Here is a 26201-nt window from a genome sequence, read left to right on the forward strand (position 1 = left end):
GTCGGCTCCTCACCGTTCGTCATCGTCGGGGCTGCCGGAGGCGGCGGCTTCGTCGGGGCCGCCCAGTGCGGCGGTTTCGAGTTCGCTGAGCACCAGGTCCTCCACCAGGTCGGCCAGGGCGGCCACGGTGCGGGAGACCAGTACGTCGCGGGGGGTGAGCGTGACGCCGAAGGCATCGTTGGCCCGGGAGGCGATCAGCAGGGCGCGCATGGAGTCGCCGCCGAGCCGGAAGAAGTCGTCGGTGGCGCCGACGGCGGTGTGCAGGGCCTCGGTCCAGATCTCCGCCACCGCCTCCTCGGTGGGGGTGCGGGGTTCGACCCGCTCGGCCGGTCCGGCCTCCTCCGGTGCGGGGGCGGGCAGGGCGGCGCGGTCGGTCTTGCCGCTCGCGGTGAGCGGGAAGCGTTCCAGCACCGCGAAGGCGGAGGGGACCATGTGGCCGGGCAGCGAGCGGGCGGCCAGCGCGCGCAGTTCGGCGCCGGTGGGCGGTTCGGCGTCGGGCGCGGCCAGCAGGTGGGCGACCAGCCGGGGCAGCCCGGGCTCGTCCTCCCGGATGCTCACCACGGCGTCCAGGACGGCCGGGTGGCGCGCCAGCACGGCCTCCACCTCGCCCGCCTCGATCCGGTGGCCGCGCAGCTTGAGCTGGTGGTCGGTGCGGCCCAGGTAGTGCAGTTCGCCGTGGCGGTCGCGGCGCACCAGGTCCCCGGTGCGGTACATCCGGCCGCCGGGCGGGCCGTACGGGTCGGCGGTGAAGCGGGTGGCGGTCAGGCCGGGGCGGCCGAGGTAGCCGCGGGCCAGGGCCGGTCCGCTCAGCCACAGTTCGCCGGGGACGCCGTCGGGCACCGGTCGCAGCCGGGCGTCCAGCACGTACGCGCCGGTGGCGGGCAGCGGGCGGCCGATCGGCGGGGCGGCGCCGTCCGCGGTCAGCGGCGCGGACCAGGTGGCGACGACGGTGGCCTCGGTGGGGCCGTAGGAGTTGACCATCCGGTGGTGCGGGGCCCAGCGGGCGACCAGGTCGGCGCCGCAGGCCTCCGCCCCGACGATCAGCGTCTTCAGGGCGGGCAGGCTGCCGGGGGTGTCGGCCGGCAGGGTGGCGAGGGCGGCGGGCGGCAGCAGGGTGTGGGTGATCCGCTCCGCCCGGAGCAGCCCGGCCAGCTGGGCGCCGAGCAGGGGGCCGGGTTCGGGCACCACCAGCCGGGCTCCGTGCGGCAGGGCCAGGCAGAGTTCGAGCACCGAGGCGTCGAAGCTGGGGGTGGCGAAGGCCAGCACCCGGTCCCCGGGGGCCGCCCGGTAGTGCTCGGCCTCGGCGGCGGCGAAGGCCGCGAGTCCGCGGTGGGTGACGACGACGCCCTTGGGGGCGCCGGTGGAGCCGGAGGTGAAGATGACGTAGGCGGGGTCGTCCGGGTCGAGCGGGCGGGTCCGGTCGGCGTCGGTGGGGCGGTGGCCCGGGGCGCCGTCCGGCTCGGCGGCGAGGAGGCCGGCGACCTCCTTGGCGTCCAGGGTCAGGGCGGGCGCCGCGTCGCGCAGCATCGCCTCGATCCGTTCCTCGGGGTAGTGCGGGTCGACGGGCAGGAAGGCGGCTCCGGTCTTCGCCACCGCCAGTTCGGCGAGCACCGTGTCGGCCGAGCGGGGCAGCAGCAGGGCGACGATCTCCCCGGGGCCCGCGCCGCGCGCGATCAGCCGGTGGGCCAGCCGGTTGGCGTGCGCCTCGGCCTCGGCGAAGGTCAGCTCCAGGCCGGCGGCGCTCAGGGCGACGGCCTGCGGCCACTGGTCGACGGCGGCCTCGACCAGCGCGGGCAGGGTCGCCGGGGGCACCGGGGCGAGCGCCGGGCGGGCCGGGCCGTGCAGCAGCCGCTCGTGTTCGCCGGGCGGCAGCAGGTCGAGTTCGTCCAGCGGGGTGGTGCCGTCCGAATCGGCCAGCGCCGACAGGGTGTGCAGCAGTTGGTCGGCGAGGCGCCCGGCGGTCTCCCGGTCGAGGAAGCGGGGGTCGTGGCCGAGTTCCACGGCGAGCCGCTCGCCGGGCGAGACGACCACGGTGAGCGGGTAGTTGGTGGCCTCCCGGGCGTCCAGTTCACGCACCAGCAGGCCGTGGGCACCGGCCGTGGCGTCGCCCACCGGATAGTTCTCGAAGACCACCAGGCTGTCGAACAGCTCGGTGCCCGGGGGGACCTGGCTCAGCCCGTGCATCCGGGCCAGCGGCAGGTGGTCGAAGCGGCGGTCCTCGGCCTGCTCCTCCTGGAGGGTGCGCAGCCAGTCGGCACAGGGCAGCCCGCCGTCGACGGCGACCCGGGCGGGCAGGGTGGTGATGAACAGGCCGACGATCCCGTCGGAGCCGGCCAGGTCGGCGGGCCGGCCGGAGACGGTGGTGCCGAAGCAGACCCGCTGCTCGCCGCTCCAGCGCGAGAGCAGCAGCGCCCAGGCGCCCTGCACCACGGTGTTGAGGGTGAGGCGGTGGCGGCGGGCGAACTCCTGGAGCCGCCCGGTCCGTTCCTCGTCCAGCCGGTGCGAGAGCCACTGCCCTGAGCGGGCCGTGTCGCCCTGGGCGGGCCGGCGGTCGTAGGGCAGCGCGGTGGGGGCGGAGAGGTCGGCCAGGACGCCCTGCCAGTGCTCGACGGCGGCGCCGGTGTCACGGGCGGCGAGCCAGCCGACGTAGTCGGCGAAGGGCCGGCGCTCGGGCAGCTCGGGCCGCTCGCCCCGGGCGAGGGCGGCGTGGGCGGCCAGCACGTCCGCGAGGACGTGGAAGACGCTCCAGCCGTCCAGCAGCACGTGGTGGAAGGCCCAGACCACGCGGACCGCGTCCGGCCCGAGCCGGATCAGGTCGAGCCGCAGCAGCGGGGCCCGGTCCAGGGGCATCGGGTGGGCCCGGCGCCCGGCGAGCAGTTCCTCCAGCCGGGCTTCGCGCTCCGGCGCGCCCAGGTCGCTCCAGTCGTGCTGGGCGACCGGGAGCGTCGCCTGCCGGTGGACCAGCTGGAGCGGCACCGGGACGTCGCGCAGCGCCACCGAGGTGCGCAGCACCGGGGTGCGGTCGACGACGTGCTGCCAGGCGGCGGCCAGCAGGCCCGGGTCGCGGGCGCCGTCCAGCACGAAGGTGATCTGCTCGACGTACAGGCCGTGTTCGGCCTCGTCGAGGCCGTGCACCACCATGCCGGTCTGGGTGGGGGTGAGCGGCTGGATCTGCGTCACCTCCCGTCCGGTGCCGGCCAGCCGGTCGACGGCGGCCTGGTCCAGGCCGGCCAGCGGGAAGTCGGAGGGGGTGCGGCCGCCGGCGCCGGGTTCGGCGCAGTGGCGGACGATCTCCCGCAGCTCGTCCAGCAGTTCGGCGGCCAGCCGGGCGATCGTCGCGCCGTGGTGCACCTCGCGGGAGTAGGACCAGGTGAAGGAGAGCCGGCCCTCGGCGACCCGGCCGAGCACGTCCAGCAGGTGGGGGCGGTGGGCGGCGCGGTCCATGCCGCCGGTGAGCGGGCCGGCCGGGGCGTGCAGCAGGCCGCCGGGGGTGGCGCTCCAGTCCTGCCGGCCCAGGTAGTTGAAGCCGATCTGCGGCAGGGCCAGGCCCGGCACCGGCTTGAGGTGGCGCAGGGCGCCGTGGCCCAGGCCCCCGCCCGGGACGGCGCGCAGGGTCTCCTTGACGGCCTTCAGGGCGGTGCCGGTGTCCGCGTCCCGGGGCACCTCCAGGGCGACGGGGTACATCGCGGTGAACCAGCCGACGGTGCGGGACAGGTCGACGCCGTCGAGGAGTTCCTCGCGGCCGTGGCCCTCCAGGGTGACCAGGGCGCGGTCCCGTCCGGTCCAGCGGGTCAGCACCCGGGCGAGGGCGCAGAGCAGGACGTCGTTGACCCGGGTGCGGTAGGCCTCCGGGACGTCCTGGAGCAGCCGGCGGGTGTCCTCGGCGTCCAGGGCGAAGGTCAGCGACTCCTCGGTGTCGGCGGTGTTGGCGCCGTCGAGGTCGGTGGGCAGCGTGGTGGCGCCGTTCTCCAGGCCCTGCCAGTACGGGAGTTCGGCGTCGAAGCCGCCGGCCGCGGTGTGCCCGGCGAGCCGCTCGGCCCAGGCCCGGAAGGAGGTGGTCTTGGCGCCGAGGTCGGGCCGCTCGCCCGCGCTCAGCGCGCGGTGGGCGCGCTCCAGGTCCTCCAGCAGGATCCGCCAGGACACCGCGTCGACGACCAGGTGGTGCGCGGCCAGCAGCAGCACCGGGCGGGGGTCGCCGGGGAAGCGGCAGAGCGCGGCCCGCAGCAGCCCTCCGTCGGCGAGGTCGAAGTCCTCGGCGAGGCGCTCGCCGAGCTCCCGCAGGACGGCCTCCCGGTCCTCGTCCGCGCCCGCCTGGTGGACACGCAGCTCGGGGGCCCGGCCGGGTGCGGTGCCGTGCTGGTGCCACCGGCCGTCGGCCGGCTCCTCGAAGCGCAGCCGCAGCGCGTCGTGGTGGTCCAGGACGGCGGCCAGCGCGGCCCGCAGGGTGGGCTCGTCGGTGTCGGGGGCGAGGGTGAAGGAGACGGACTGGGTGAGCCGGGCGGGGTCGCCGTCGAGGGTGTCCAGCAGCCAGTGCTGGACGGGGGTGAGCGGGGCCTCTCCCGTGACGGCGCCCTGGTCGGCGGCCGTCCCGGGGCGCGGCGCCTGTTCGGCGGCGCGGGCGAGTTCCGCCAGGGTCTGGTGGGCGAACAGGTGCCGGGGGGTCAGCGCGAGGCCGGCCCGGCGGGCCGCCGAGACGATCTGGATGCCGAGGATGGAGTCCCCGCCGAGCGCGAAGTAGTTGTCGTCCGCGTTCACCTCCGGCACCCCGAGCACCTCGCGCCAGATCGTGGCGAGGGCCCGTTCGGCGTCGGTGCGCGGCGGCCGGTCGCCGCCCGCGGCCCGGGTGGCCGGGGCCGGTTCGGGCAGGGCGCGCCGGTCCAGTTTGCCGGTGGCGCCGAGCGGCAGCCGCTCCAGCGGCACCACCAGGGCGGGCACCAGGTGGTCGGGGAGGGTGCGGCCGAGGAAGGCCCGCCACTCGGCCGGGTCGGGCAGGGCACCGTCGCGGGGCACCGCGTAGCCCACCAGCCGCTTGTGGCCGCCCTGGTCGACCACCCGGGCGGCGGCCGCCGACACCCGGGGGTGGCGGGCCAGCGCGGCCTCGACCTCGCCGAGTTCGATCCGGAAGCCGCGCACCTTGACCTGGTCGTCCGCGCGGCCGAGGTAGTCCAGCTCGCCGTCGGCGCTCCAGCGCACCCGGTCGCCGGTGCGGTACATCCGGCTGCCGGGCGGGCCGTAGGGGTCGGGCAGGAAGCGGGCGGCGGTCAGCCCGGGGCGGCGCAGGTAGCCGCGCGCCACGCCGGTGCCGGCCAGGTACAGCTCCCCCGGCGCGCCGACGGGCACCGGCCGCAGCCGCTCGTCCAGGACGTAGGCCCAGGCGCCGCCGACCGGCCGGCCGATCGGCGGGTCGCGGTCCGGGTCGGCGGGGTCGCAGGTGTGGGCGGTGGCGTAGACGGTGGCCTCGGTGGGGCCGTAGATGTTCAGCACCCGGCAGCCGGGGACGGCCTCGCGGACCTGGCGCACGGTGCGGGCGGGCAGTCCTTCGCCCGCGAGCACCACGGTGTCCGCGGCCAGGCGCACGGCCCCGTCGGCGAGCAGTCCGCCGAGCGCGGAGGGCACCGCGCTGAGCAGGCCGGCCCGCCAGGGGCCGGGGCGTTCGGCGAGGGCCAGCAGGTCGCGCAGGAGTTCCACGCAGCCGCCGGAGAGCAGCGGCGCGAAGATCTCGAACACCGACACGTCGAAGTTGAGCGAGGTGGCGGCGACGACGTGGTCCAGGCCGTGGCCGGCGAACTCGGCGGCGGCCCAGTCGGTCAGGGCGAGCACCGAGGCGTGGGCGACCACCACGCCCTTGGGGCGGCCGGTGGAGCCGGAGGTGTGGATGACGTACGCGGGGTGCTCCGGGAGCAGGGCGCCGCGGCGCTCCCCGTCGTGGACGGCGTCGGTGCGGGCGGCGGCCAGGCGGTCGCGGCAGTCGGGGTCGTCCAGGACGATCCGGGTGGACGGGCCGTCGGGGAGCCGTCCTCCGGTCGCGGCGGAGGTGATCACGGCGTCGGGCCGGACGTCCTCGAAGAGGTAGGCGATCCGCTCGGCCGGATAGCCGGGGTCGACCGGCAGGTAGGCGGCGCCGCTCTTGAGCACCGCGAGCAGCGCCACGGCCAGCTCGACGGTGCGGGGCAGGGCGAGCGCGACGAAGCGCTCGGGGCCGGCCCCGGCCTCGATCAGCAGCCGGGCCAGCCGGTTGGAGCGTTCGTCCAGCTCCCGGTAGGTCAGCAGTTCGTCGCCGGAGCGCACGGCCGGGGCGTCGGGGGTGCGGGCGGCCTGGCGGGCGAAGGCCTCGGGCAGGGTGCGCCGGGGCGCCTCGCGCACCGGGCCGCCGAGGCGTTCCAGCAGCTCGCGTCCCTCGGCCGGGTCCAGCAGCGGCAGTTCGCCCGTCGGCCGGTCGAGGCCGGCCGCCATCCCGGCGAGCAGGGTGCGCAGGCTCGCCCCGAGCCGTTCGACGGTGGCGGCGTCGAAGGCGGCCGGGTCGTGGTCGAGGGAGACCTCGATGGACTCGCCGGGCGCCACCACCACGCTGAGCGGGTAGCTGGTGGGCTCCAGCACGTGCTCGGTCTCCGCGCCCAGGCCGTGCCGGCTCAGCGACTGCGCGTCGAAGGGGTAGTTCTCGAAGACCACGAGGCTGTCGAACAGGGCGGTGCCGCCGGGCAGTTCGCTCCAGCCCTGGAGCTGGGCCAGCGAGACGGCGTCGTGCCGGCGGGCCTCGGACTGGTGGTCCTGGACCTCCCGCAGCCAGTCCAGCAGCGGGCGCCGGTCGTCGATCCGCACCCGGGTGGGCAGGGCGTTGATGAACAGCCCCACCATCGAGGTGACGCCGGGGAGTTCGGCGGGCCGGCCGGAGACGATGGTGCCGAACACCACGTCCGGCCCGCCGCCGTAGCGGGAGAGCAGCAGCGCCCAGGCGCCCTGGAGCACGGTGTTGACGGTCAGCCCGGCCTGCCGGGCGGTGTCGCGCAGCCGCTCGGACAGTTCGGCACCGAGGGCGACCCGCACGGAGGCCGAGGAGGAGGCGCCGTGGGCTCCGGCCGGACGGCGGTCCCGGGGCAGTTCGGTGGGGGCGGGGAAGCCGGCCAGGGTGTCGCGCCAGTACCGCTCCACGGCCGCCCGGTCCTGGCCGGCCAGCCAGCGCAGGTAGTCGGCGTAGGGGGCGCGCTCGACCGGGGCGGGCGGGCGTCCGGCGGTCAGGGCGGCGTAGCGCTCGCACACCTCGTCGAAGACCTGGGCGGCGCTCCAGCCGTCGAGCAGCACGTGGTGGAACGTCCACACCACCCGCACCCGGGTCGGCGTCAGCCGGATCAGGGTCAGCCTCAGCAGCGGCGCGGCGGTGAGGTCGAGCCCGGCCGCCCGGTCCTCGGCGAGCAGCCGGGCGGTGTCCCGTGCGACCTGCTCGGCGGGGCGTCCGGTCCAGTCGTGGTGGGTCACCGGGACGGTGGCCCGGTGCTGGACGACCTGCAGCGGTTCGGCACCGTCCTGCCAGCTGAGCCGGGTGCGCAGGATGGCGTTGGCATCGGCGGTCCGCTGCCAGGCCTCGGCCAGCACGTGCGGATCGCTGACGCCGGTCAGCACCAGCTGGACCTGGTTGACGTAGGTGTCGCCGTCCGGGTCGAGCAGGCTGTGGAAGAGCATTCCGGCCTGCATCGGCGTCAGCGGGTGGACGTCGGCGACGGAGCGGCCGTCCCCGGCGATCCGGTCCACCGCCGCCTGGTCGAGCCGGGCGAGCGGGAAGTCGGAGGGGGTGCGGCCGCCGGCGCCGGGCTCGGCGCAGTGGGCGACGATCTCCTCCAGCGCGCCCAGCATGGCCTGCGCCAGCCCGGTGACGGTGTCGGCGCGGTGCCGGCCGCCGCTGTAGTACCAGCCGATCTCCAGCCGGCCGTCCTCGACCCGGGCGACCACGTCCAGCAGGTGGGGGCGCTCGGCTCCGGGCGCCTCCGCGCCGCCGAGGCCGCCGGGGACGGCGCCGACCAGGGCGGCGCCGGCGGCGGACCAGTCGAAGCGGCCCAGGTAGTTGAAGCTGATGCCGGGGGCGGGCGCGTCGACGAGCGCCTCGTCCCGGGCGAGGTGGCGCAGCGCGCCGTACCCCACACCGCGGTCCGGCACGGCCCGCAGCTGTTCCTTGACGGCCTTCAGGGCGGTGCCCCAGTCCCCCGCCGGGACGTCGAGGGCGACGGGGAACAGAGAGGTGAACCAGCCGACCGTGCGGGACAGGTCGAGGCCGTCGAACAGCCCGTCCTCGCGGCCGTGGCCCTCCAGGCCGACGGCGACGGTGCCGTGCCCGGTCCACTCGGCGAGGACCCGGCCGAGCGCGGTGAGCAGCACGTCGTCGATCCGGGTGCGGTAGACGGCGGGGACCTCGCGCAGCAGGGCGTCGGTGCGTTCGCGGTCCAGGTGGACGGTCACCTCGCGCAGGTCGGCGGCGGTGTTGCCGCCGTCGCCGTCCACCGGCAGCGGCCGGGCGCAGGCCCGGACGGCGGCCGCCCAGTGGGCGCGCTGCCCGGCGAAGCCGCCGGCGGCGGTGTGCTCGGCCAGGCGACGGGCCCACTCCCGGACGGAGCTGGTGCGGACGGGCAGCCGCAGCGGGCGGCCCTCGACGGCCTGCCGGTAGGCGGTCTCCAGGTCCTCCAGCAGCACCCGCCAGGAGACGCCGTCGACGACGAGGTGGTGGACGGCGAGCAGCACCCGGTCGCGGCGGGTGCCGTCCGTGCCGGTGAACAGCCGGGCGGTGAACAGCGGCCCGCCGTCCAGCCGGAAGGAGGCGTGGGCGGCCTCGGTCACCGCCTCCTCGTCGCCGTGGTCGTGGACCTCCAGCAGTTCGGGCGCGGCCTCCTCGGCGGGGGCGCAGTGCTGGCGCCACGCGCCGTCGTCACCGCGGGTGAAGCGGGAGCGCAGCGCGTCGTGGTGGGCCCACAGCGCGGCGAGCGCCCGGCGCAGCGCCCCCGGGTCGACGGCTGCGGGGGCCTCCACCACCAGGGACTGGTCGAAGTGCTCCGCGGCGGGCGGGTTCGGGTCGAGGAACCAGTGCTGGATCGGCGTCAGCCCGACCTCGCCGCTGACGGGTTCGGTCCCGGCGACGGTGACGGCGCTGCCGGCCGCCGCGGCCAGCGCGGCGACGGTGGGGTGCCGGAAGAGGTCGCGCGGGGAGAGGGCGAGTCCGGCGGCGCGGGCCCGGGAGACGACCTGGATGCTCAGGATGGAGTCGCCGCCGAGCAGGAAGAAGTCGTCGTCCAGTCCGACCCGTTCGACGCCGAGCAGCTCCGCCCAGATCGCGGCGAGGAGCCGTTCGCGGTCGGTGCCGGGGGCGCGGTGCGGGCGGTCGCCGCCCGCCGACCAGTCGGGGGCGGGCAGCCGCCGGCGGTCCACCTTGCCGTTGGCGGTGAGCGGGAGTTCGGGCAGCGTGACGAAGGCCGCGGGCAGCATGTAGTCGGGCAGGTCGGCGGCCAGGTGGGCGCGCAGTTCGGCGGCGCCGGGCGGTTCGGCGCCCTCGGCGGGCACCAGGTGGGCGGCGAGGCGCTTGCGTCCGGCGTCCTGGTGCAGCGAGACGACGGCCTCGGCGACGGCCGGGTGGGCGGTGAGCCGGGCCTCGATCTCGGCGGGTTCGATCCGGAAGCCGCGGATCTTGATCTGGTCGTCCGCGCGGCCGACGAAGTGCAGTTCGCCGTCCTCGCTCCACCGGACGGTGTCGCCGGTGCGGTACATCCGGCCGCCGGGCGGGCCGAAGGGGTCGGCGAGGTAGCGGGCGGCGGTCTCGCCCGGGCGGCCGGCGTAGCCGCGGGCGAGGCCGGCCCCGGCGATGTACAGCTCGCCGGTGACGCCGGGCGGCTGCGGCTGGAGCGCGCCGTCCAGGACGTACACCCGGGTGTTGTCCAGCGGGCGGCCGATCGGCAGGACGGCGGGCAGCTCGTCGCCGGCGCGGAAGGCCCGGCGGGTGGCGAAGGTGGTGGTCTCGGTGGGCCCGTAGCCGTCGACCACGGTGAGGCCGGGGCAGGCCGCCAGGACCTTGCGGACGGCCGCGCCGGGCACCGCCTCGCCGCCGGTCCACACCTCGTGGGCGCCGCGCAGGCAGCCCGGGTCCTCCTGGGCGAGCAGCCGGAACAGGCCGGCGGTCAGCCACAGGCAGGTCACGCCCTGCTCGGTGACGGCGTGCCGGACGGCGGCGGCGTCCAGGTCTGCGGGCGGGGCGAGGACGGCGGTGCCGCCGCGCAGCAGCGGCACCCACAGCTCGTAGGTGGCGGCGTCGAAGGCGTGCGGGGAGTGCACCAGCACCCGGTCGTGGCCGCTGAAGGCGCGGTCCAGGGCGAGCGCGGCGACGTCCCGGCGGCGCACCGCGACGCCCTTGGGGGTGCCGGTGGAGCCCGAGGTGAACATCAGGTACTGGACGTTGTCGGGGTGGACGCCCGCCGGGGCCGGCGCCTGCCGGCCGCCGGGCAGGTCCACCCGCAGCACCCGCTCGGCGGGGCGCAGTTCGGCCGCCGCCGGCGCCCGGTGGGCGTCGGTGAGCAGCAGGTCGGCGCCGGCCTCGGCGAGCATCCGGTGCAGCCGCTCGTGCGGAGCCCGGCCGTCCAGCGGCACGTAGACCGCGCCGACGCGGACCAGCGCCAGCTGGGCGACGACCAGTTCGACGGAGCGCTCCATGAGCACCCCGACCGGCTGCTCCACCCGGACCCCGTACGCGGCCAGCCGTCCGGCCAGCTCGGCGGCGCGGGCGTCGAGCTCGCGGTAGGTCAGGCGCCGGTCGCCGGCCTCCAGGGCGACGGCCGCGGGGGTGCGCAGCACCTGCGCCGCGAACAGCTCGGCGATGTCGGCGGCGGGCTCCTCGACGGCGGTGGCGTTCCAGTCGACCAGGACGCGCCGGCGTTCCCGCTCGGTCAACAGCGGCAGCCGCGCGGGCGGCCGGTGGGCACCGTCGGGCAGTCCGGTCAGGACGGCGGTGAGCCGTCCGGCCAGCCGCCGCACGGTGGACTCGTCGAACAGCCGCGGGTCGTAGCAGAGCCGCAGGGACAGCTCCGGGCCCGGGTCGGCCAGCAGGGTGAGCGGGTAGTTGGTGGTCTCGATCCCGTCCAGGTCGCGCAGCCGCAGGCCGTGGGCGTCGGCCGCCTCCTCGTCGACGGGGTAGTTCTCGAAGACCACCAGGCTGTCGAACAGGGAGGCCTGCTCCGGCAGTTCGGTGCCGGCGCGCAGGCGGGTGAGCGGGACGAAGCCGTGCCGCCGGTCCTCGCTCTGCTCCCGCTGCAGGGTCCTGAGCCAGTCCACCAGGGTGCCCTCGGCGGGCACCGTGGTGCGGGTCGGCAGGGTGGTGATGAACAGGCCGGTCATCGACTCGACACCGGGCAGCTCGGGCGGCCGCCCTGAGGAGGTGGTGCCGAACACCACCTCCTCCCGCCCGGCCTGGCGGCCCAGCAGCACCGCCCAGGCGCCCTGGACCAGGGTGTTGAGGGTCAGCCCGGCGCCGCGCGCGAGGTCCTCCAGCGCCCTGGTCGCGGCGGCGGGCAGGGTGAACGGCACGGCCCGGGTGGACTCGGCACGGTGGCTCTGCACCGGCTCGCGGTCGTACGGCAGCGGCGTCGCCTCGGCCAGCCCGGCGAGGCGGCCGCGCCAGTGCCCCTCGTCCTGCGCGTGGTCGCGCTCGGCCAGCCAGGCCAGGTAGTCGCGGTACGGCCGCCGCTCCGGGACGGTGCCGTACGGGACCTCGCCGTCGCGGCCCGGTCCGGCCAGGGCGGCGTGCGCCGCGAAGACGTCCGAGAGCACCTGGAACAGGCTCCAGCCGTCCAGGATCAAGTGGTGGAAGGACCAGAGCACCCGCACCCGGTTCTCCGGGAGCCGGATCAGCAGCAGGCGCTGGAGCGGGGCCCGCACCAGGTCGAGGCCGCGGGCCCGGTCACGGTCCAGCAGCTCGGCGAGCCGGGTCCGGCGCTCCTCCTCGGGCAGCTCGCGCCAGTCCAGGTGGGTGACCGGCACGGCCGCCCGGCGGTGCACCACCAGCACCGGCTCGGGCACCTCCTGCCAGCGGACGCGGGCGCGCAGCACCGCGGTGCGGTCGGTGACCCACTGCCAGGCCGCGGCGAGGCGGGCCGGGTCGGGCACGCCGTCCAGGACGAAGTCCAGCTGCTGGAAGTAGGCGCCGCTGTCCTCCTCGGCGAGGCCGTGGAAGAGCATGCCGGACTGGGTCGCGGTGAGCGGCAGCACGTCCTCCACCGCGCCCGGGTCGGCGCCGGTGATCCGGTCCACCGCCGCCTGGTCGAGCCGGGCCAGCGGGAAGTCGGACGGGGTGCGCCCGGCGGCGCCGGGGCCGGCCGCGTGGCGGGCGAGGTCGGCCAGTTCGTCGGCGAAGCGCCGGGCGAGCGCCTCGACGGTCTCGCTGCGGTGGACGGCGGTGGAGTGGAACCAGGTGAATTCCAACGCGTCGCCGTCGAGGCGGCCGACCACCTCCAGCGGGTGGGGGCGCACCACGCCCGGGTCGGCGTCCAGCTCCAGCGGCCGGAAGGTGCCGCGGAACAGCCCGTCGGCCTCCTGCGGCAGGGCGATGCGGCCCAGGTAGTTGAAGCCGATCCGGGCGGGCGGCGCCTCGGGCGCCGTGCCGGGGCGCCCCAGGTACCGCAGCGCCTCGAAGCCGAGGCCGCGCCGGGGGACGGCGCGCAGCTGCTCCTTGACCCGCTTGAGGACGGTGTCCCAGTCGGCTCCGGCGGGCACGGCCAGGGCGACGGGATGGCGGGTGGTGAACCAGCCGACGGTGCGGCTGAGGTCGAGGTCGGCGAACAGCTCCTCGCGTCCGTGGCCCTCGACGTCCACCAGGACCCGCTCCAGGCCGCTCGCCCCGCACAGCGCCCGGCCCAGCGCGCTCAGCAGCACGTCGTTGGCCTGGGTGCGGTAGGTGTCGGGCAGGGTGCGCAGCAGGGCGGCGGTGTCGGCGGCGCTCAGGCGGACGGTGACGGAGCGTTCGGTGGCGTAGGTGTCGGGGCCGTCGAGTTCGGCGGCCGGCCATTCATCGGCCGGCGGCTCGGTGTCGGCGGGCCGCGCGGGCACGGCCCGGGCCCAGTACGGCGTCTCGTCCTCGAAGCCGCCCTCGGCCGCGAAGGCGCTCAGCCGCTCGGCCCACTGCCGCAGCGGGGAGGACTTCCCCGGTAGGGCGGCCGCCCCGTCGCGGCCCTCGCGGCGGGCACGGTAGGCGGTGTCGAGGTCCTCCAGCAGCACCCGCCAGGAGACCCCGTCGACCACCAGGTGGTGGACGGCCAGGTGCAGGACCGGGGGCCGGCCCCCGGTGCGCTCGTGCAGCACGGCGCGCAGCAGCGGCCCACCGCCGCTCAGGTCGTGCGGGCCGAAGTGCGGGGTGTCCTGGTCCGCGCCGGTGTGCCGGGCCAGGGTGAGCCGGGCGCCCGGCTCCTGGACGCACCAGCGCGCGGCGCCGGCGCCGTCCGGGGCGGTGAAGGCCGAGCGCAGCGCGTCGTGGTGGGCGACCAGGTCGTTCAGGGCCTCCTCCAGGGCCGCCCGGTCCAGGTCGCCGGGCAGCAGCAGGGAGAGCGCCTGGCCGAAGTGGTCGGCCCGGCCGTCGGCCCTGTCGAGCCACCAGCGCTGGATCGGGGTCGGCACGGCCTGCCCGGTGGCGGCCACCGGGGCGGGCGCGGCCGGGGCCTCGGCGTCCTCGGCGGCCAGGGCGAGCGCGGCGACGGTCTGGTGGCGGTAGAGGTCCCGGGAGGTCACCGCCAGCCCCACCTGCCGGGAGCGGGCCACCACCTGGATGCCGAGGATGGAGTCGCCGCCGAGGTCGAAGAAGTTGTCGTCGGCGCCGACCCGCTCCAGCCGCAGCACCTCGGCCCAGATGCCGGCGAGCGCACGTTCGGCGGGGGTGCGGGGGGCGACGTGGCGGACGGCGGTCGCCGCCGGCCCGGGGTCGGGCAGCCGACCGCGGTCGAGCGTGCCGTCGGGGCCCAGCGGCAGGGCGGTCAGCGGTACCACGACGGCGGGGACCAGGTGGTCGGGCAGGGTCAGGGCGAGGGTGCGGCGCACCGCCTCGGGGTCGATCCGGCCGCCGGGGACGGGCACCGCGTAGCCGACCAGCCGCCGGGGGGCCTCGGTGAGGACGGCGGCGGCCTCGGCCACGCCGGCGCAGGCCCGCAGCGCCCGCGCCACCTCGTCCGGGTCGACCCGCAGCCCGCGGGGCCTGGCCCACTGCTCGACGCGGCCGAGGTGCTCCAGTTCGCCGTCGGCGGTCCACCGCACCAGCTCCCCGGTGCGGTACAGCGTCCCTCCTTGGCCGGCGTACGGGTCGGCGACGAGCCGCTCCTCGATGGCCCCCGCCTCGCCGGGGAAGTCACCTGCCAGGTACAACTCGCCCGGCACACCCAGCGGTTGGGGGCGCAGCGCGCGGTCAAGGACGTAGCCGCGGGTCCAGCCGGGCGCCATCGACGGGGTGAGCGCCGCGGGCAGCGCGGTGTCCGGCTTCCAGGTGTCGAGCAGCGCCCGCCGCTCCTCCTCCGGGATCATCGGCAGCTCGGCGAGGGTGCGCTGCGGCCCGTCCGCCATCCCGGCCAGCAGCCGGTGCAGGTGGCCCGTCAGCGCGGTCACGGTCCGCCGGTCGAACAGGTCGGTGTTGTACTCCGCCGTCAGCGTGCAGCCGCCGTCGGCGTCCGGGGCGAACTCCAGCACCAGGTCGAAGCGGGCGGCCGGTCGGGGCAGCGGGTGGTCCGTGAAGCGCAGACCCCCGGCGGGCGCCGGGGCGACCGGGGTCTGCTGGACGACGACGACCTGGACCAGCGGGGTGCGGCTGGGGTCGCGGGGCGGGGCGAGTTCCTCGACGACCCGGTCGAAGGGCACTTCGGCGTGGGCGAAGGCGTCCAGCAGGGTGGTGCGCATGCCCTCCACGAAGTGGTCGACGGTGGCCCGCTCGTCCACGTCGGCGCGCAGCACCACGGTGTTGACGAAGAAGCCGGTCACCTCCTCCAGTTCCCGTCGCTCCCGCCCGTTGGTGACGGTGCCGAAGGCGACGTCCCGCTGGCCGGAGTGGCGCGAGAGCAGCAGTGCGCCGGCCCCGGCGAACAGGGTGAACACGGTGGTGCCGCGGCCGGCGGCGAGGTGGCGCAGCCGCGCGACCAGGTCGGCCGGCAGGCGGTGGCGGTGCGCCGCGCCGTTGGTGGTGCGCTGCTCGGGCCGGGGGCGGTCGGTGGGCAGCCGCAGGGTCGGCAGGTCGGCCAGGGTGTGCTTCCAGTAGGCGAGGTCCGGGGCGTGGTCGGTGTGCCGGCGCTGCTCCCAGTGGGCGAAGTCGGGGTACTGGAGGGCGGGGGCGGGCAGGGCGTCCGGTTCGCCGGTGGCCTGCGCCCGGTAGAGGGCGGCCAGTTCGCGGGTGAGGACGCCCACCGACCACCCGTCGGTGACGATGTGGTGCTGGGCCAGCAGCAGCAGGTGCTCCTCGGTGGCGAGCCGGACCAGCAGCGCCCGGGCGAGCGGGCCCCGGGCCAGGTCGTACGGCCGCCGCAGCTCCTCGGTCAGCAGGCGCTCGACCGCCTCGGCGCGTTCCCCGTCGGGCAGGGCGCCGAGGTCCTCGGTGCGCAGCGGCAGTTCGGCCTGCTCGGCGACGTACTGGACGAGCTGCCCGTCGACGGTGGCGACGGTGGTGCGCAGCGAGTCGTGCCGGGCGGTGAGCCGGTGCAGGGCCCGGGCGAGGGCGTCCCGGTCGAGGGCGCCGTGCAGCCGCAGGGCCACGCCGGTGTGGTTCTCGGTGCCGCCGGGGGCGAGGTCGTCCAGGAACCAGAGCCGGCGCTGGGCGCTGGACAGCGGCAGCGGCTCCCCGCGCGGGGCGGGCGGGATCGGCCCGGTCGGTGCGGCGGCGGGCACCCGGTCGAGCAGCGGGGCGAGGGCGGCGACGGTGCGGGCGGTGAAGACGTCCCGCAGGGTGAGCCGCACGCCCAGGCGTTCGGTGATCCGGGCCAGGGTGCGGGCGGCGAGGATCGAGTCGCCGCCGAGGTCGAAGAAGTCGTCGTCGGCGCCCACCGCGTCGAGGCCGAGGACCTCGGCCCAGACGGCGGCCAGATCGCGTTCCCGCTCGGTGCGCGGGACGGTGCGGGCGGCGGCGCTCTGCCGGGCGGGTGCGGGCAGCGCCCGCTGGTCGATCTTGAGCTGCGGGGTGAGCGGGAACTCGGGCAGCACGACGACGGCGGCGGGCACCAGGTGGGCGGGCAGCGCGGCGGCCAGGGCGGTGCGCAGCTCGGCCGGGTCGGGGGCCCGCCGCGGGTCGGCGGGCGTGGCGTAGCCGACCAGTCGGGCGTGGCCGGGTTCGTCCTCGCGGACCGTCACGACGGCCTGGTCGACGGCGGGGTGGGCGCGCAGCGCGGCCTCGATCTCGCCGGGTTCGATCCGGAAGCCGCGGACCTTGACCTGCCGGTCGAGCCGGCCGAGGAAGTCCAGTTGCCCGTCGGCGGTCCAGCGGGCCCGGTCGCCGGTGCGGTAGAGCCGGTCGCCGGGCGCGCCGAAGGGGTCGGCGACGAAGCGCGCGGCGGTCAGGCCGGGTCTGCCGAGGTAGCCGCGGGCGACGCCCTCGCCGCCGAGGTACAGCTCGCCGTCGGTGCCGGGCGGCTGGGGTCGCATGGCCTCGTCGAGCACGTACACCCGGGCGTGCGGCAGGGCGGCGCCGATGGTGGGGGCGCCGGTGCCGGCGGTGAGCGGGCCGGTCCAGGTGGCGACGATGGTGGCCTCGGTCGGGCCGTAGGAGTTGATCATGCGTCGGCCGGGCGCCCAGCGGTCGACCAGCTCGGCGGAGCAGGCCTCGGCCCCGACGATCAGGGTGCGCAGGTGGCGGCCCGCGCCGGCGGGGACGGTGGCCAGGGCGGCGGGCGGGATCAGGGTGTGGGTGATGCGGTGCTCGTCCAGGACGGCGGCGAGCTCCTCGCCCAGCCACGGGCCCTCCGGGGGGATCACCAGGGTGGCGCCGGTGAGGACGGAGACGAACAGCTCCAGGACGGAGGCGTCGAAGCTGGGCGAGGAGAACTGGAGCACCCGGTCGCCGGGCCCTACGGCGTAGTTCTCGACGGCCGCCGCGGTGAAACCGGCGATCCCCCGGTGGGTGACGACCACGCCCTTGGGGGTGCCGGTGGAGCCCGAGGTGTAGATCACGTACGCCGGGTGGTCGGTGCCGGCCGCGGCCGGCGCGCCCGTTCCCTCCGGGTCGGCGGGCCCGGTCTCCAGGGCGGCGCGGACGGCGGCGGGATCGTCCAGGACGATCGCGGGGGCGGCGTCGGCGAGCATCAGCGCCCGCCGCTCGGCGGGGTAGGCCGGGTCCACGGGCAGGAAGGCGGCGCCCGCCCGGACGACGGCGAGCTCGGCGGCGACCAGCTCCATGGAGCGCGGCAGGACCAGCGCCACCGTCCGCTCCGGGCCGGCGCCGCGCCGGCGCAGCTCGCGGGCCAGCCGCTCGACGCGTCGCGCGAGCTCCTGGTACGTCCAGCTGCGCCGGCCGTCGGTCAGCGCGGGCGCGAGCGGGGTGCGGGCCGCCTGGGCGGCGAACAGGGCGTCCAGGGTCCGAGGCGTCCGGGAGATGCCTCCGACGGCTTCGGCGGTGCCGCCGGCCTGCGGCGGGGCGGACGGGCGCACGGGCTGGGCAGGCCGGTCGGCCATGGCGGAAGGTCCTTCCGATGGAGGCGGCGACGAGGGCGCCGGGGCAGGCGGTAGCCGGCCCTCGGGCCCGGAGACGGGCGGGGCGGCGGTGCGGGGTGGTTCGGGCGTACGGCGGCGGGGCCGGGCCCGCTCAGCCGGAGGCGGCCCGACGGGCCGTGCGGCCGGAGACCTGCACCCGGTCGATCCGGCCGGTGGCCAGGTCCCGGTGGAAGCGTCCGCCGGGCTCGGGACGGCCGGTGTCGGGCGCGATCAGGTCGTACGAGAGGTCGGTGTAGCAGCGCAGCGGGATCGGCGGGTCGCCGTCCACCGAGAGGGTGGCCGCTCCGTCGCCGGCCGACTCGACCCGGTAGCGCACGGAGCCGTTGCGGTAGTCGCCCGCGCAGGCGGCCAGGGCGCCGGGTTCGGCCGGCGGCACGGGCCCGCCCGCGGCCACCGGCTCGATCGCCGCGGGCACCCGCACGCCGGCCAGCTCCTCCAGTTCGGCCGCGAGTTCGCGCCAGAGCGCGGTGGCGGCACCGGCGTTGCCGGTGAAGGCGACCACCGTCCCGCTGTCCGGGTCGGCCCGCAGGTGGCAGGAGGTGCCCATGGCGTTGCCGTCGTGGCCGCACCAGGTCTTCTCGTCCTGCCGGTAGAGCGCCACGCCGGCGCCCCAGCCGTCCGCGAGTGCTCCCGGCCGGGCGGCGTGGTACGGGCGGCGCATCGGTTCGGCCACGTCCGGGGGCAGCGCCTTGGACCGGCCGACCAGGGCGGCGCCGAGGGCTGCGAGGTCGGCGGCGCTCGCCAGCAGGGCGCCGGCCGGGGCCTCCAGCGGGGCCAGGTTCTGCCGGACCGCCCGGGGCCGGCCGGTCGCGGCGTTGAGCGCGTGTCCGGCGGCGACCGGTCGCCCGGGCGCGGCCGTGTCGACGAACACCGGCCCGGTGCCCAAGGGTTCGAGCAGCAGGGCGCGCACCGCCTCGTGCCAGGGCATCCCGGTCACCGTCTCGACCAGGCGCCCGGCGGCGACGTAGCCGGCGTTGGAGTAGGAGAAGTCCGTGCCGGGCCGGAACAGCGCGTCGGCGGCGGTGCAGACCGCGGACAGGTAGCGCGTCGCGGTGGTGCGGGCGGCGGCGTCGGAGTCGGGCCCGCTGGGCAGTCCGCCGGTGTGGCCGAGGAGGTGACGAATCGTTACTTCAGGCAGCTGTCTCAGCTCCGGGAGGTACTCGGCGGCCGGATCGTCGAGATCGAGGTCGCCGTCGTCGGCGAGCAGCATCACCAGGGCGGCCGTGTAGGGCTTGGTGAGCGATCCCACCGGGACGGCGGTGTCCTCCGTGAACGGCGTCCCGGTGCCGGTGTCGGCCACCCCGGTGTGCAGGACGACGGTCTCCGCACCGGTGTCCAGCACCAGTTGGGCGCCGGGCACCCGGTGGGCACGCGCGAGCGCGTCGAGCCGGTGCTGCAGCTCGCTGCGCGGGAGGAGCGGCACCCGTTCTCTCGTGGGCGCCGGGCTGGCGTACGGCATGGCGGAAGCTCCCGTCGGCTGGTTCTCGGGTGCGGGCGCGCCGGGCGCCCGCGGTGGAATTGCGGATCGGAGTGCGGCACTGCGGGGAATTCCCGGCCGCCGCCCGCTTCAGGACGCGCGGGAACGAGGGGAATCGCGGGAAGCCCCGTCGCCCATGACCGGCCGGCCCGGGAACGGGAATCCCCGGGGCACTCGCGGCCGGGCGCCGCGCCCGCCCTCAGGGAGCCGTTCCGGGGCGCACCGACGCGCCCGGAGCGGACGGTGCGAATGCGACCCGAATTCCTCCGCACGATGAACGGCGGGCCTGCCCGCGGTGAACCGCGAACGGCCGAATACCCTTACCCGGCCGGAGCGTTCGAACAGATTCCCGTCCCCCGGCGACCAGCCGCTCTCCCCGCCCCCACCTGCGCAACGGCCGTACCCGGCATGCCCATCCCCCTTTTTCGCGATCCGCCCCCGCACCCGTCGCGCGGAACGCGCCGACCGGGCCGAGGAGCCGCGGAATCCCTGCCGTCCCGAACGTCCGGACGACGAACGCGCAACAGTCTTCACGGCGGGTCAGCCGCTCGCAACCCCTTCCGATTGAACGGAAAGCGACCCCGGCGGTAATCGGAACGCCAAAATCCCAGGTGCGACTCCCGGCCGGCCCGGAACGCCCGACGACGGGCGCGAATTCTTTGGCTGAAAATGTGAGGTTCAGATCTCACCAGCAACTCGAACAGCTATTCGCCGCAATATTCGAGTGATTTATCGGACTCCTGTGACGGGTGTGCCGGAACGCGATGGAATCAGTCGGCTGAGCCGTGAGTGAAACCACCCGGCCCCGGCAACAGGTCCAGCGCCGCGTCCACCAGCACCCCGGGCGCCGGGCTGACGTCCAGCGCGGCACCCCGCTCGTCCGCTTCGAGCGGTTCCAGCGCGGCGAGCTGCGAGCCGAGCAGCGACAGCGGCATGAAGTGGCCGGTGCGCCCGCCGATCCGGTCCGCCAGCAGCTCGCGGCCGCCCGTGAGATGCAGGAAGAAGGCGCCCGGACAGGCCGCCCGCAGGATGTCCCGGTAGCGCCGCTTCAGCGCGGAGCAGGTGACCACGCCGCCGGTGCCCGCCGCGTCCCGGTCCCGCAGCCACCGCCCGATCGCCTCCAACCAGGGCCGGCGCCGCCCGTCGTCGAGCGGGACGCCGGCCGCCATCCGGGCGATGGAGTCCGGCCGGTGGAAGTCGTCCCCGTCCGCGAAGGGAACCTCCAGACGCCGCGCGAGCAGCCGGGCCACCGTCGACTTGCCGGTGCCGGCCACCCCCATGACCACGACGCACGGGGCGCGGCGCGCGCTGCCGGGGTCCATCGGAGCACCTACTGCCAGAACTGCGGGGGCGGCCCCTGCGAGCCGGCCGGGTACTCCTCCAGCGGGACCAGGTCCCGCTCCCAGCCGGTCAGCACGGGTTCGAGCACCCGCCAGGCCTCCTCGGCCTCGTCGCCCCGGATGGACAGCGCCGGGTCCCCGTTCAGCACGTCCAGCAGCAGCCGGCCGTACGCGGGCAGCCGCTGCGGTTCCATCCCCGCGGTCAGCACCACCGGCGCCAGCCCGTGGGCGTGGGCTCCGATGCCGGTCAGCTCCAGGGTCAGCCCCTCCGGCTCCAGCTCGAAGCGCAGCACGTTCGGCCGGGCCTCACCGCTGTGGCCGAACGGCAGGTGGGGCACCGGGCGGAAGTGCACCGCGACCTCCTTGCGGTCCTCGCCCAGCGCCTTGCCGCTGCGCAGCCGGAAGCGCGTCCCGGCCCAGCGCCAGCTGTCCAGCTCCAGTTCCACCTCGGCGAAGGTCTCGGTGCGGCGCTCCGGGCTCACGCCCTCCTCGTCGGCGTAGGCGGGGACGTCGCGCTCCCCGATCCGGCCGGGCAGGTAGCGGGCCCGCCGGGTGCGGTGCACCACGTCGTGCTCGGTCAGCGGCCGCACCGAGCGCAGCACGTCCACCTTGCGGTCGCGCAGATCCCGTTCGCCGAGCGTGATCGGCGGCTCCATGGCCACCAGGCAGAGCAGTTGCAGGAGGTGGTTCTGGATCATGTCCTTGAGCGCCCCGACCCGGTCGTAGTACCCGGCCCGGCCCTCCAGCGCCAGCGTCTCGTCCCAGACGATGTCCACCTGGGAGATGTGGGTGCTGTTCCAGATCGGCTCCAGCACCCGGTTGGCCAGCCGGCTGCCGAGCACGTTCTGGACGGTCGTCATGGCCAGGAAGTGGTCGACCCGGAACACCGCCCGCTCCGGCACGAGGTCGGCCAGCAGCCGGTTCAGCTCCTGCGCGCCGGCCAAGTGCTCGCCGAAGGGCTTCTCCAGGACGATCCGGCTGCCGGCCGGCAGCCCCGCCGCGTGCAGAGCGGTGATCACGGAGGGGAAGAGGGCCGGCGGGAGGGCGAGGTAGACGGCCACCGGTCCCTCGCCGGCGACGACCGCGGCGACGTCCGCCGGGTCGGTGACGTCGGCCCGGCGGTAGCGGACGGCAGCCGCCACCGCCTCCCTGGCCTCGGCCGGGAGGTCGCCGCCGTGCTGCTCGAGCCGGGCCGCGACCCAGGAGCGGTACCGCTCGGTGTCCCAGTCCTCCCGGCTCGCCCCGGTCACCCGCAGCGCGTCGCCTACGTGTCCCGCCGCCCGCAGCGCGGCCAGCGCCGGCAGCAGGAAGCGGGCACTGAGGTCCCCGGTCGCGCCGAGGATCGCGAGCCGGTCGATCATCCGCCCGCCCTCGCCCGGCCGAGGCTGACGCCGCCGGCGATGATCCCGATGTGGCTGAACGCCTGGGGGAAGTTGCCCATGAACTCTCCTGTGGACGGGTTGATCTGCTCGGACATCAGCCCCAGCGGGCTCGCCCGGGAGCAGAGCGAGTGGTACAGCTCCTCGGCCTCCTCGATCCGGCCCTGACCGATCAGGTTGTCGACCAGCCAGAAGCTGCACAGGACGAAGGCGCCCTCGTCGCCCGGCAGGCCGTCCGGGGACTCCTCGTGCAGGTAGCGGTAGAGCAGCCCGCCGCCCGCCGACAGGCGCTCGGAGACGGCCGTGGCGGTGGCCACCATCCGCGGGTGGTCGGCCGGCACCACCTGGCGCAGCGGGAGCGCGAGCAGGCTCGCGTCCAACGCGCCGCCGCCGTCCAGGTGGGCGCTGAGGGTCTTGGCGTCCTCGTCCCAGGACTGCTCCAGGATGAGCCGGCGCAGTTCCTCGGCCGAGGCGCGCCAGCGGTCCGTCCCGGCGGGCAGGCCGAGCCGCTCGCCGATCCGCGCGGCCCGGTCCAGGGCCACCTGGCACAGGCCCGCCGAGTAGGTGAACACCCGGCCCTCGCTGCGCACCTCCCAGATGCCCTGGTCCGGCTGCCGCCAGGCGTGCCCGGCGGTGTCGGCCAGCTTGGCCAGGCCCGCCCACAGCCCGGGCTGGATCTCGCCGCCGGCGCGCAGCCACTGGTCGGCGCAGTCCAGGATCTCGCCGTACACGTCGTGCTGGCGCTGGTCGGCGGCGCCGTTGCCCCAGCGCACCGGGGCGGATCGCTGGTAGCCCTCCAGCTCCCCGTCCTCGACCTCGTCCGGCACCGGGCCGCCCCGCAGGTCGTACATGATCCGGGGCCCCCGGCTGGCCTCGAAGGCGTCCAGGACCCAGCCGAGGAAGGCGTCGGCCTCGCCGCTGAAGCCGATCCGGCGCAGCGCGAACACGGCGAACGCCGCGTCGCGGATCCAGCTGTAGCGGTAGTCCCAGTTGCGGATGCCGCCGATCGGGGCGGGCAGCGAGGAGGTGGGGGCGGCGACCAGCGAGCCGTTGGCCCAGTCGTCGCAGAGCTTGAGGGTGATCGCGGCCCGCCGCACCAGCGGCTCCTGGGGGCCGTCGTAGGTGAAGTGCCCCATCCAGCGGCGCCAGGCCTCGGCGGTGCCCTTCAGGGTCGCGTCGGTGTCGAAGCGGTGGTGGCGGTGGAAGCGGCCCCAGGACAGCACGAGGTCCAGGCGTTCGCCCTGCCGCAGTTCGTGGGTGCTGCGCAGGCCGGTCAGCGGGCGGTTGGAGCGCAGGTGCAGGCGCAGGTCCGGGCGCCGGTTCGGCCGTACCTCCAGTCCGCTGAACAGGGCCCGGGCCTGGGCGCCGCCGCGCGGCTCCAGTTCCGCGCGCAGGCGGACGGTTCCCTCCACCACCACGGCCGAGCGCACGAGTTCGCCCCGGTCCGCCGGCACGTCGTCGGTGAGGTCGGCGCCGGAGCGCAGGGTCAGCGCGTCGGTGAGGCGCACCAGGCCGGTGGGGCCGCGCAGTTCGGTGGTCAGGACGCCGGTGTCCGGTTCGTAGCGCTGCCTGGCCTCGACCGGGTCCTCCGGGGCGAGGGTGAAGTGGCCGCCGCGCGCGTGGTCCAGCAGGCCGCAGAACAGCGGTTCGGAGTCGAACCGGGGCAGGCACATCCACGGGATGGAACCGTCCAGGCCGACCAGCGCGGCGGTCGCGCCGTTCCCGATGAGGCCGAGGTCCTCCAGCGGCAGGTAGCCCTTGCGCCGGTGGACCGGCCGGAACGGTGGGTCGGGGTCGTACATGCCGCCTCGCTTCCGCGGTGCCGGGGAGCCGATCGGGGAGTGCCGGAGTCAGAAGGTGATCATCACCTTCACGACGTCCTCCAGCTTCTTGTCCGACACCTCGAAGGCCCGTTCCATGTCGTCGAAGCGGAACTCGTGGGTCGTCAGGTGCGAGGGGTCGACGCGGCCGCCGGCGAGCACCCGCAGGAGCCGCTCCATCCGCAGCCGGCCGCCCGGGCAGAGCCCCGTCGTGATGGTCTTGTCCGCCATGCCGACGCCCCACTCGACGCGTGGGATGCGGACGAACTCGCCCTCGCCGAAGTAGCCGGTGTTGGAGATCGTGCCGCCGGGCTTGGTGACCTTGACCGCGGTCTGGAAGGTCGCGTCCGCGCCGAGCGCCTCGACGGCGGTGTCCACGCCCCGCCCGTCGGTCAGCTCCAGGATCCGCTCGACGACGTCCTCCTTGGTGAAGTCCACGATCTCGTCCGCCCCGTACGTCCGGGCGAGCTTCTGCCGGCTGGGCACCGACTCGACCCCGATGACCAGCCCGGCGCCGCGCAGCCTGGCCCCGACCGTCGCCATCAGGCCCACCGGTCCCTGCGCGATGACGGCGACCGTCCCGCCGATCGGGATGGCGCCGTGCTCGGCGCCCATGAAGCCGGTGGAGAGCATGTCGGCGCAGTAGACCGCGTCCTGGTCGGAGATGGTGTCGGGGATCCTCGCGAGATTGGCGTCCGCGTCGTTCACGTGGAAGTACTCGGCGAAGACCCCGTCCTTGAGGTTCGCGAACTTGAAGCCGCCGAGCGGCCCGCCCGACTGCGAGGGGTGGCCGTTCTGCGAGGCCGGGTCGCCCCAGTCGGGCGTGATGGCGCCGACCAGCACCCGGTCACCGGGGCCGAAGTCCTTCACCTCGCCGCCCACCTCGTGCACCACGCCCACCGCCTCGTGCCCGAGGGTGAGGTTCTCCCGGGGGCCGATGCCGCCCTTGACGGTGTGGGAGTCGGACGTGCAGACGAGCGCCCTGGTGGTCCGCACCACGGCGTCGTTCGGGCCGGGTCTCGGTACGGGCTTCTCCAGGAAGCCCACCTGCCCGATCTCCTTCATCACGAAGGCCTTCACCGGCCGTTCCCTCCTGCCGTCGCGCCACCACCACGGGCGTGCGGATCGATACGGCTCCCTCCCCGCCGACACCGGCGGCGACCGGTGATGACCGGTGACGGGCCGCGCGGCCGACGGTTCCCACGTTCCCGGGGATCGGGCCCGTCCGCGATCCGGCCGCCGCCGGCAGCGGTGCATTCCGGTGAAAAACCGCGCACCGCGCGGCCGGAGCCGGCCCGCCCGGCGCCGCGTGGCCCTGCCGGAGGCACCGGGGCAGCTGCTAGCGTCTGAGCGCGAACGGCGGACGACGGAGGTTGCGGTGGTTGACAGGGGCGCGGAGCGGGCCTTCATCGGTTCGTTCACCTCGACGGGCGGGCGCGGGATCGTCCTGGCCTCGCTGGACCCGGACACCGGGGCGCTGACCGCCACCGGTGTCGTCGACGCCGTGGACCCGTCCTACCTCGCCATCGGGCGGGCCGCGGACGGGCCGGTGCTGTACGCCGTGTCCGAGACGGAGCCGGGCGCCGTCACCGCCTACGACCTCGCCGCCGCGGTCCCCCGCCCGCTCGGTGCCCCCGTCCCGGTGGACGGGGACCACCCCACCCACCTGAGCCTCGGCCAGGGCCATCTGCTGACCGCCAACTACGGCTCCGGCAGCGTCAGCGTGCTGCCGCTCGCCGCCGACGGCACCCCCCGGCCCCCGAGCACCGTGCTGCGCCACCGCGGCAGCGGGCCGCACCCGGACCGTCAGCGGGACCCGCACGCCCACCAGGTGCTCCCCGACCCCTCGGGGCGCTGGGTGCTCAGCGTCGACCTCGGCACCGACTCGGTGCGGATCTGCGCCCTGGACCCGGCGACGGGCGGGCTGACCGTGCGGTCGCAGACCGCGCTGCCGCCCGGCACCGGTCCGCGGCACCTCGCCTTCCACCCGTCCGGCCACCACGCGTACGTGCTCGGCGAGCTGCGCCCGGTCGTGACGGTCTGCCGCTGGGACGCGGCGGCCGGGGCGCTCGACCCGGTCGGGGAGGTCCCGCTGTTCCCCGACGGCGTCGAAGGCCCGGTCTCCCCGTCGGCTCCGGTGGTCTCCCCCGACGGCCGGTTCCTGTGGGCGGCGGAGCGCGGCACCGACACCATCGTGGTGCTCGCCCTCGACGGGACGGGCGAGCGGGCCCGGGTGGTCACCTCGGTGCCCTGCGGGGGCCGCTGGCCGCGCGACCTGGTGCTCGGCCCCACGGGCACCCGCCTGTACGCGGCGAACGAGCACTCCGGCGACGTCACCTGGTTCGACGTGGACGACGCGACGGGCGTCCCGCGCCGGGCGGGCTCGCTGCCCGTCCCGTCGGCCTCCGCCGTCCTCTTCGGCTGACCGTGGTGGGCCGGGCGGGGCCCCGCCCCACCCGCGCCCACCAACAAAAGCCGCCCGACCACCACCACCCCA

General features: G+C 76.4%; 7 protein-coding genes. 1 reads left to right on the plus strand and 6 read right to left on the minus strand.

Annotated features, from left to right (window positions below; genetic code table 11):
* Positions 1 to 9: 9 nt before the first annotated feature.
* The 6 genes from ABZ449_RS04520 to ABZ449_RS04545 form a co-directional block, all read right to left on the minus strand.
* Entirely contained in the window at positions 10 to 17649 is a 17640-nt protein-coding gene (locus ABZ449_RS04520) for a non-ribosomal peptide synthase/polyketide synthase (protein ID WP_360340046.1), read from the minus strand.
* 130 nt (positions 17650 to 17779) lie between these two features.
* On the minus strand, positions 17780 to 19147 hold the full coding sequence (locus ABZ449_RS04525) for a serine hydrolase domain-containing protein (protein WP_360340049.1): 1368 nt from the start codon (positions 19145 to 19147) through the stop codon (positions 17780 to 17782).
* Positions 19148 to 19935: 788 nt separating this feature from the next.
* A complete protein-coding gene (locus ABZ449_RS04530; protein WP_360340052.1) occupies positions 19936 to 20487 on the minus strand; it encodes a gluconokinase in 552 nt (183 codons plus the stop codon).
* An 8-nt stretch (positions 20488 to 20495) separates the two neighbouring features.
* A complete protein-coding gene (locus tag ABZ449_RS04535) occupies positions 20496 to 21866 on the minus strand; it encodes a glucose-6-phosphate dehydrogenase (RefSeq protein ID WP_360340055.1) in 1371 nt (456 codons plus the stop codon).
* The gene (locus ABZ449_RS04540) at positions 21863 to 23686 is read right to left on the minus strand and encodes a glycoside hydrolase family 15 protein (protein WP_360340058.1); all 1824 of its coding nucleotides are present in this window, start codon (positions 23684 to 23686) and stop codon (positions 21863 to 21865) included. Before ABZ449_RS04540 ends, ABZ449_RS04535 begins: the two co-directional genes overlap by 4 nt.
* A gap of 48 nt (positions 23687 to 23734) precedes the next feature.
* On the minus strand, positions 23735 to 24784 hold the full coding sequence (locus ABZ449_RS04545; RefSeq protein WP_360340061.1) for an NAD(P)-dependent alcohol dehydrogenase: 1050 nt from the start codon (positions 24782 to 24784) through the stop codon (positions 23735 to 23737).
* A gap of 298 nt (positions 24785 to 25082) precedes the next feature.
* Here ABZ449_RS04545 and ABZ449_RS04550 point away from each other — a divergent pair, with 298 nt between their 5' ends.
* Positions 25083 to 26129, plus strand: coding sequence for a lactonase family protein (locus ABZ449_RS04550; protein WP_360340064.1), 1047 nt, complete (start codon positions 25083 to 25085; stop codon positions 26127 to 26129).
* The last annotated feature ends 72 nt before the right edge of the window (positions 26130 to 26201 follow it).

Origin of the sequence: Kitasatospora sp. NPDC005856, from assembly GCF_040629945.1 — a bacterium.
GTDB lineage: Bacteria > Actinomycetota > Actinomycetes > Streptomycetales > Streptomycetaceae > Kitasatospora.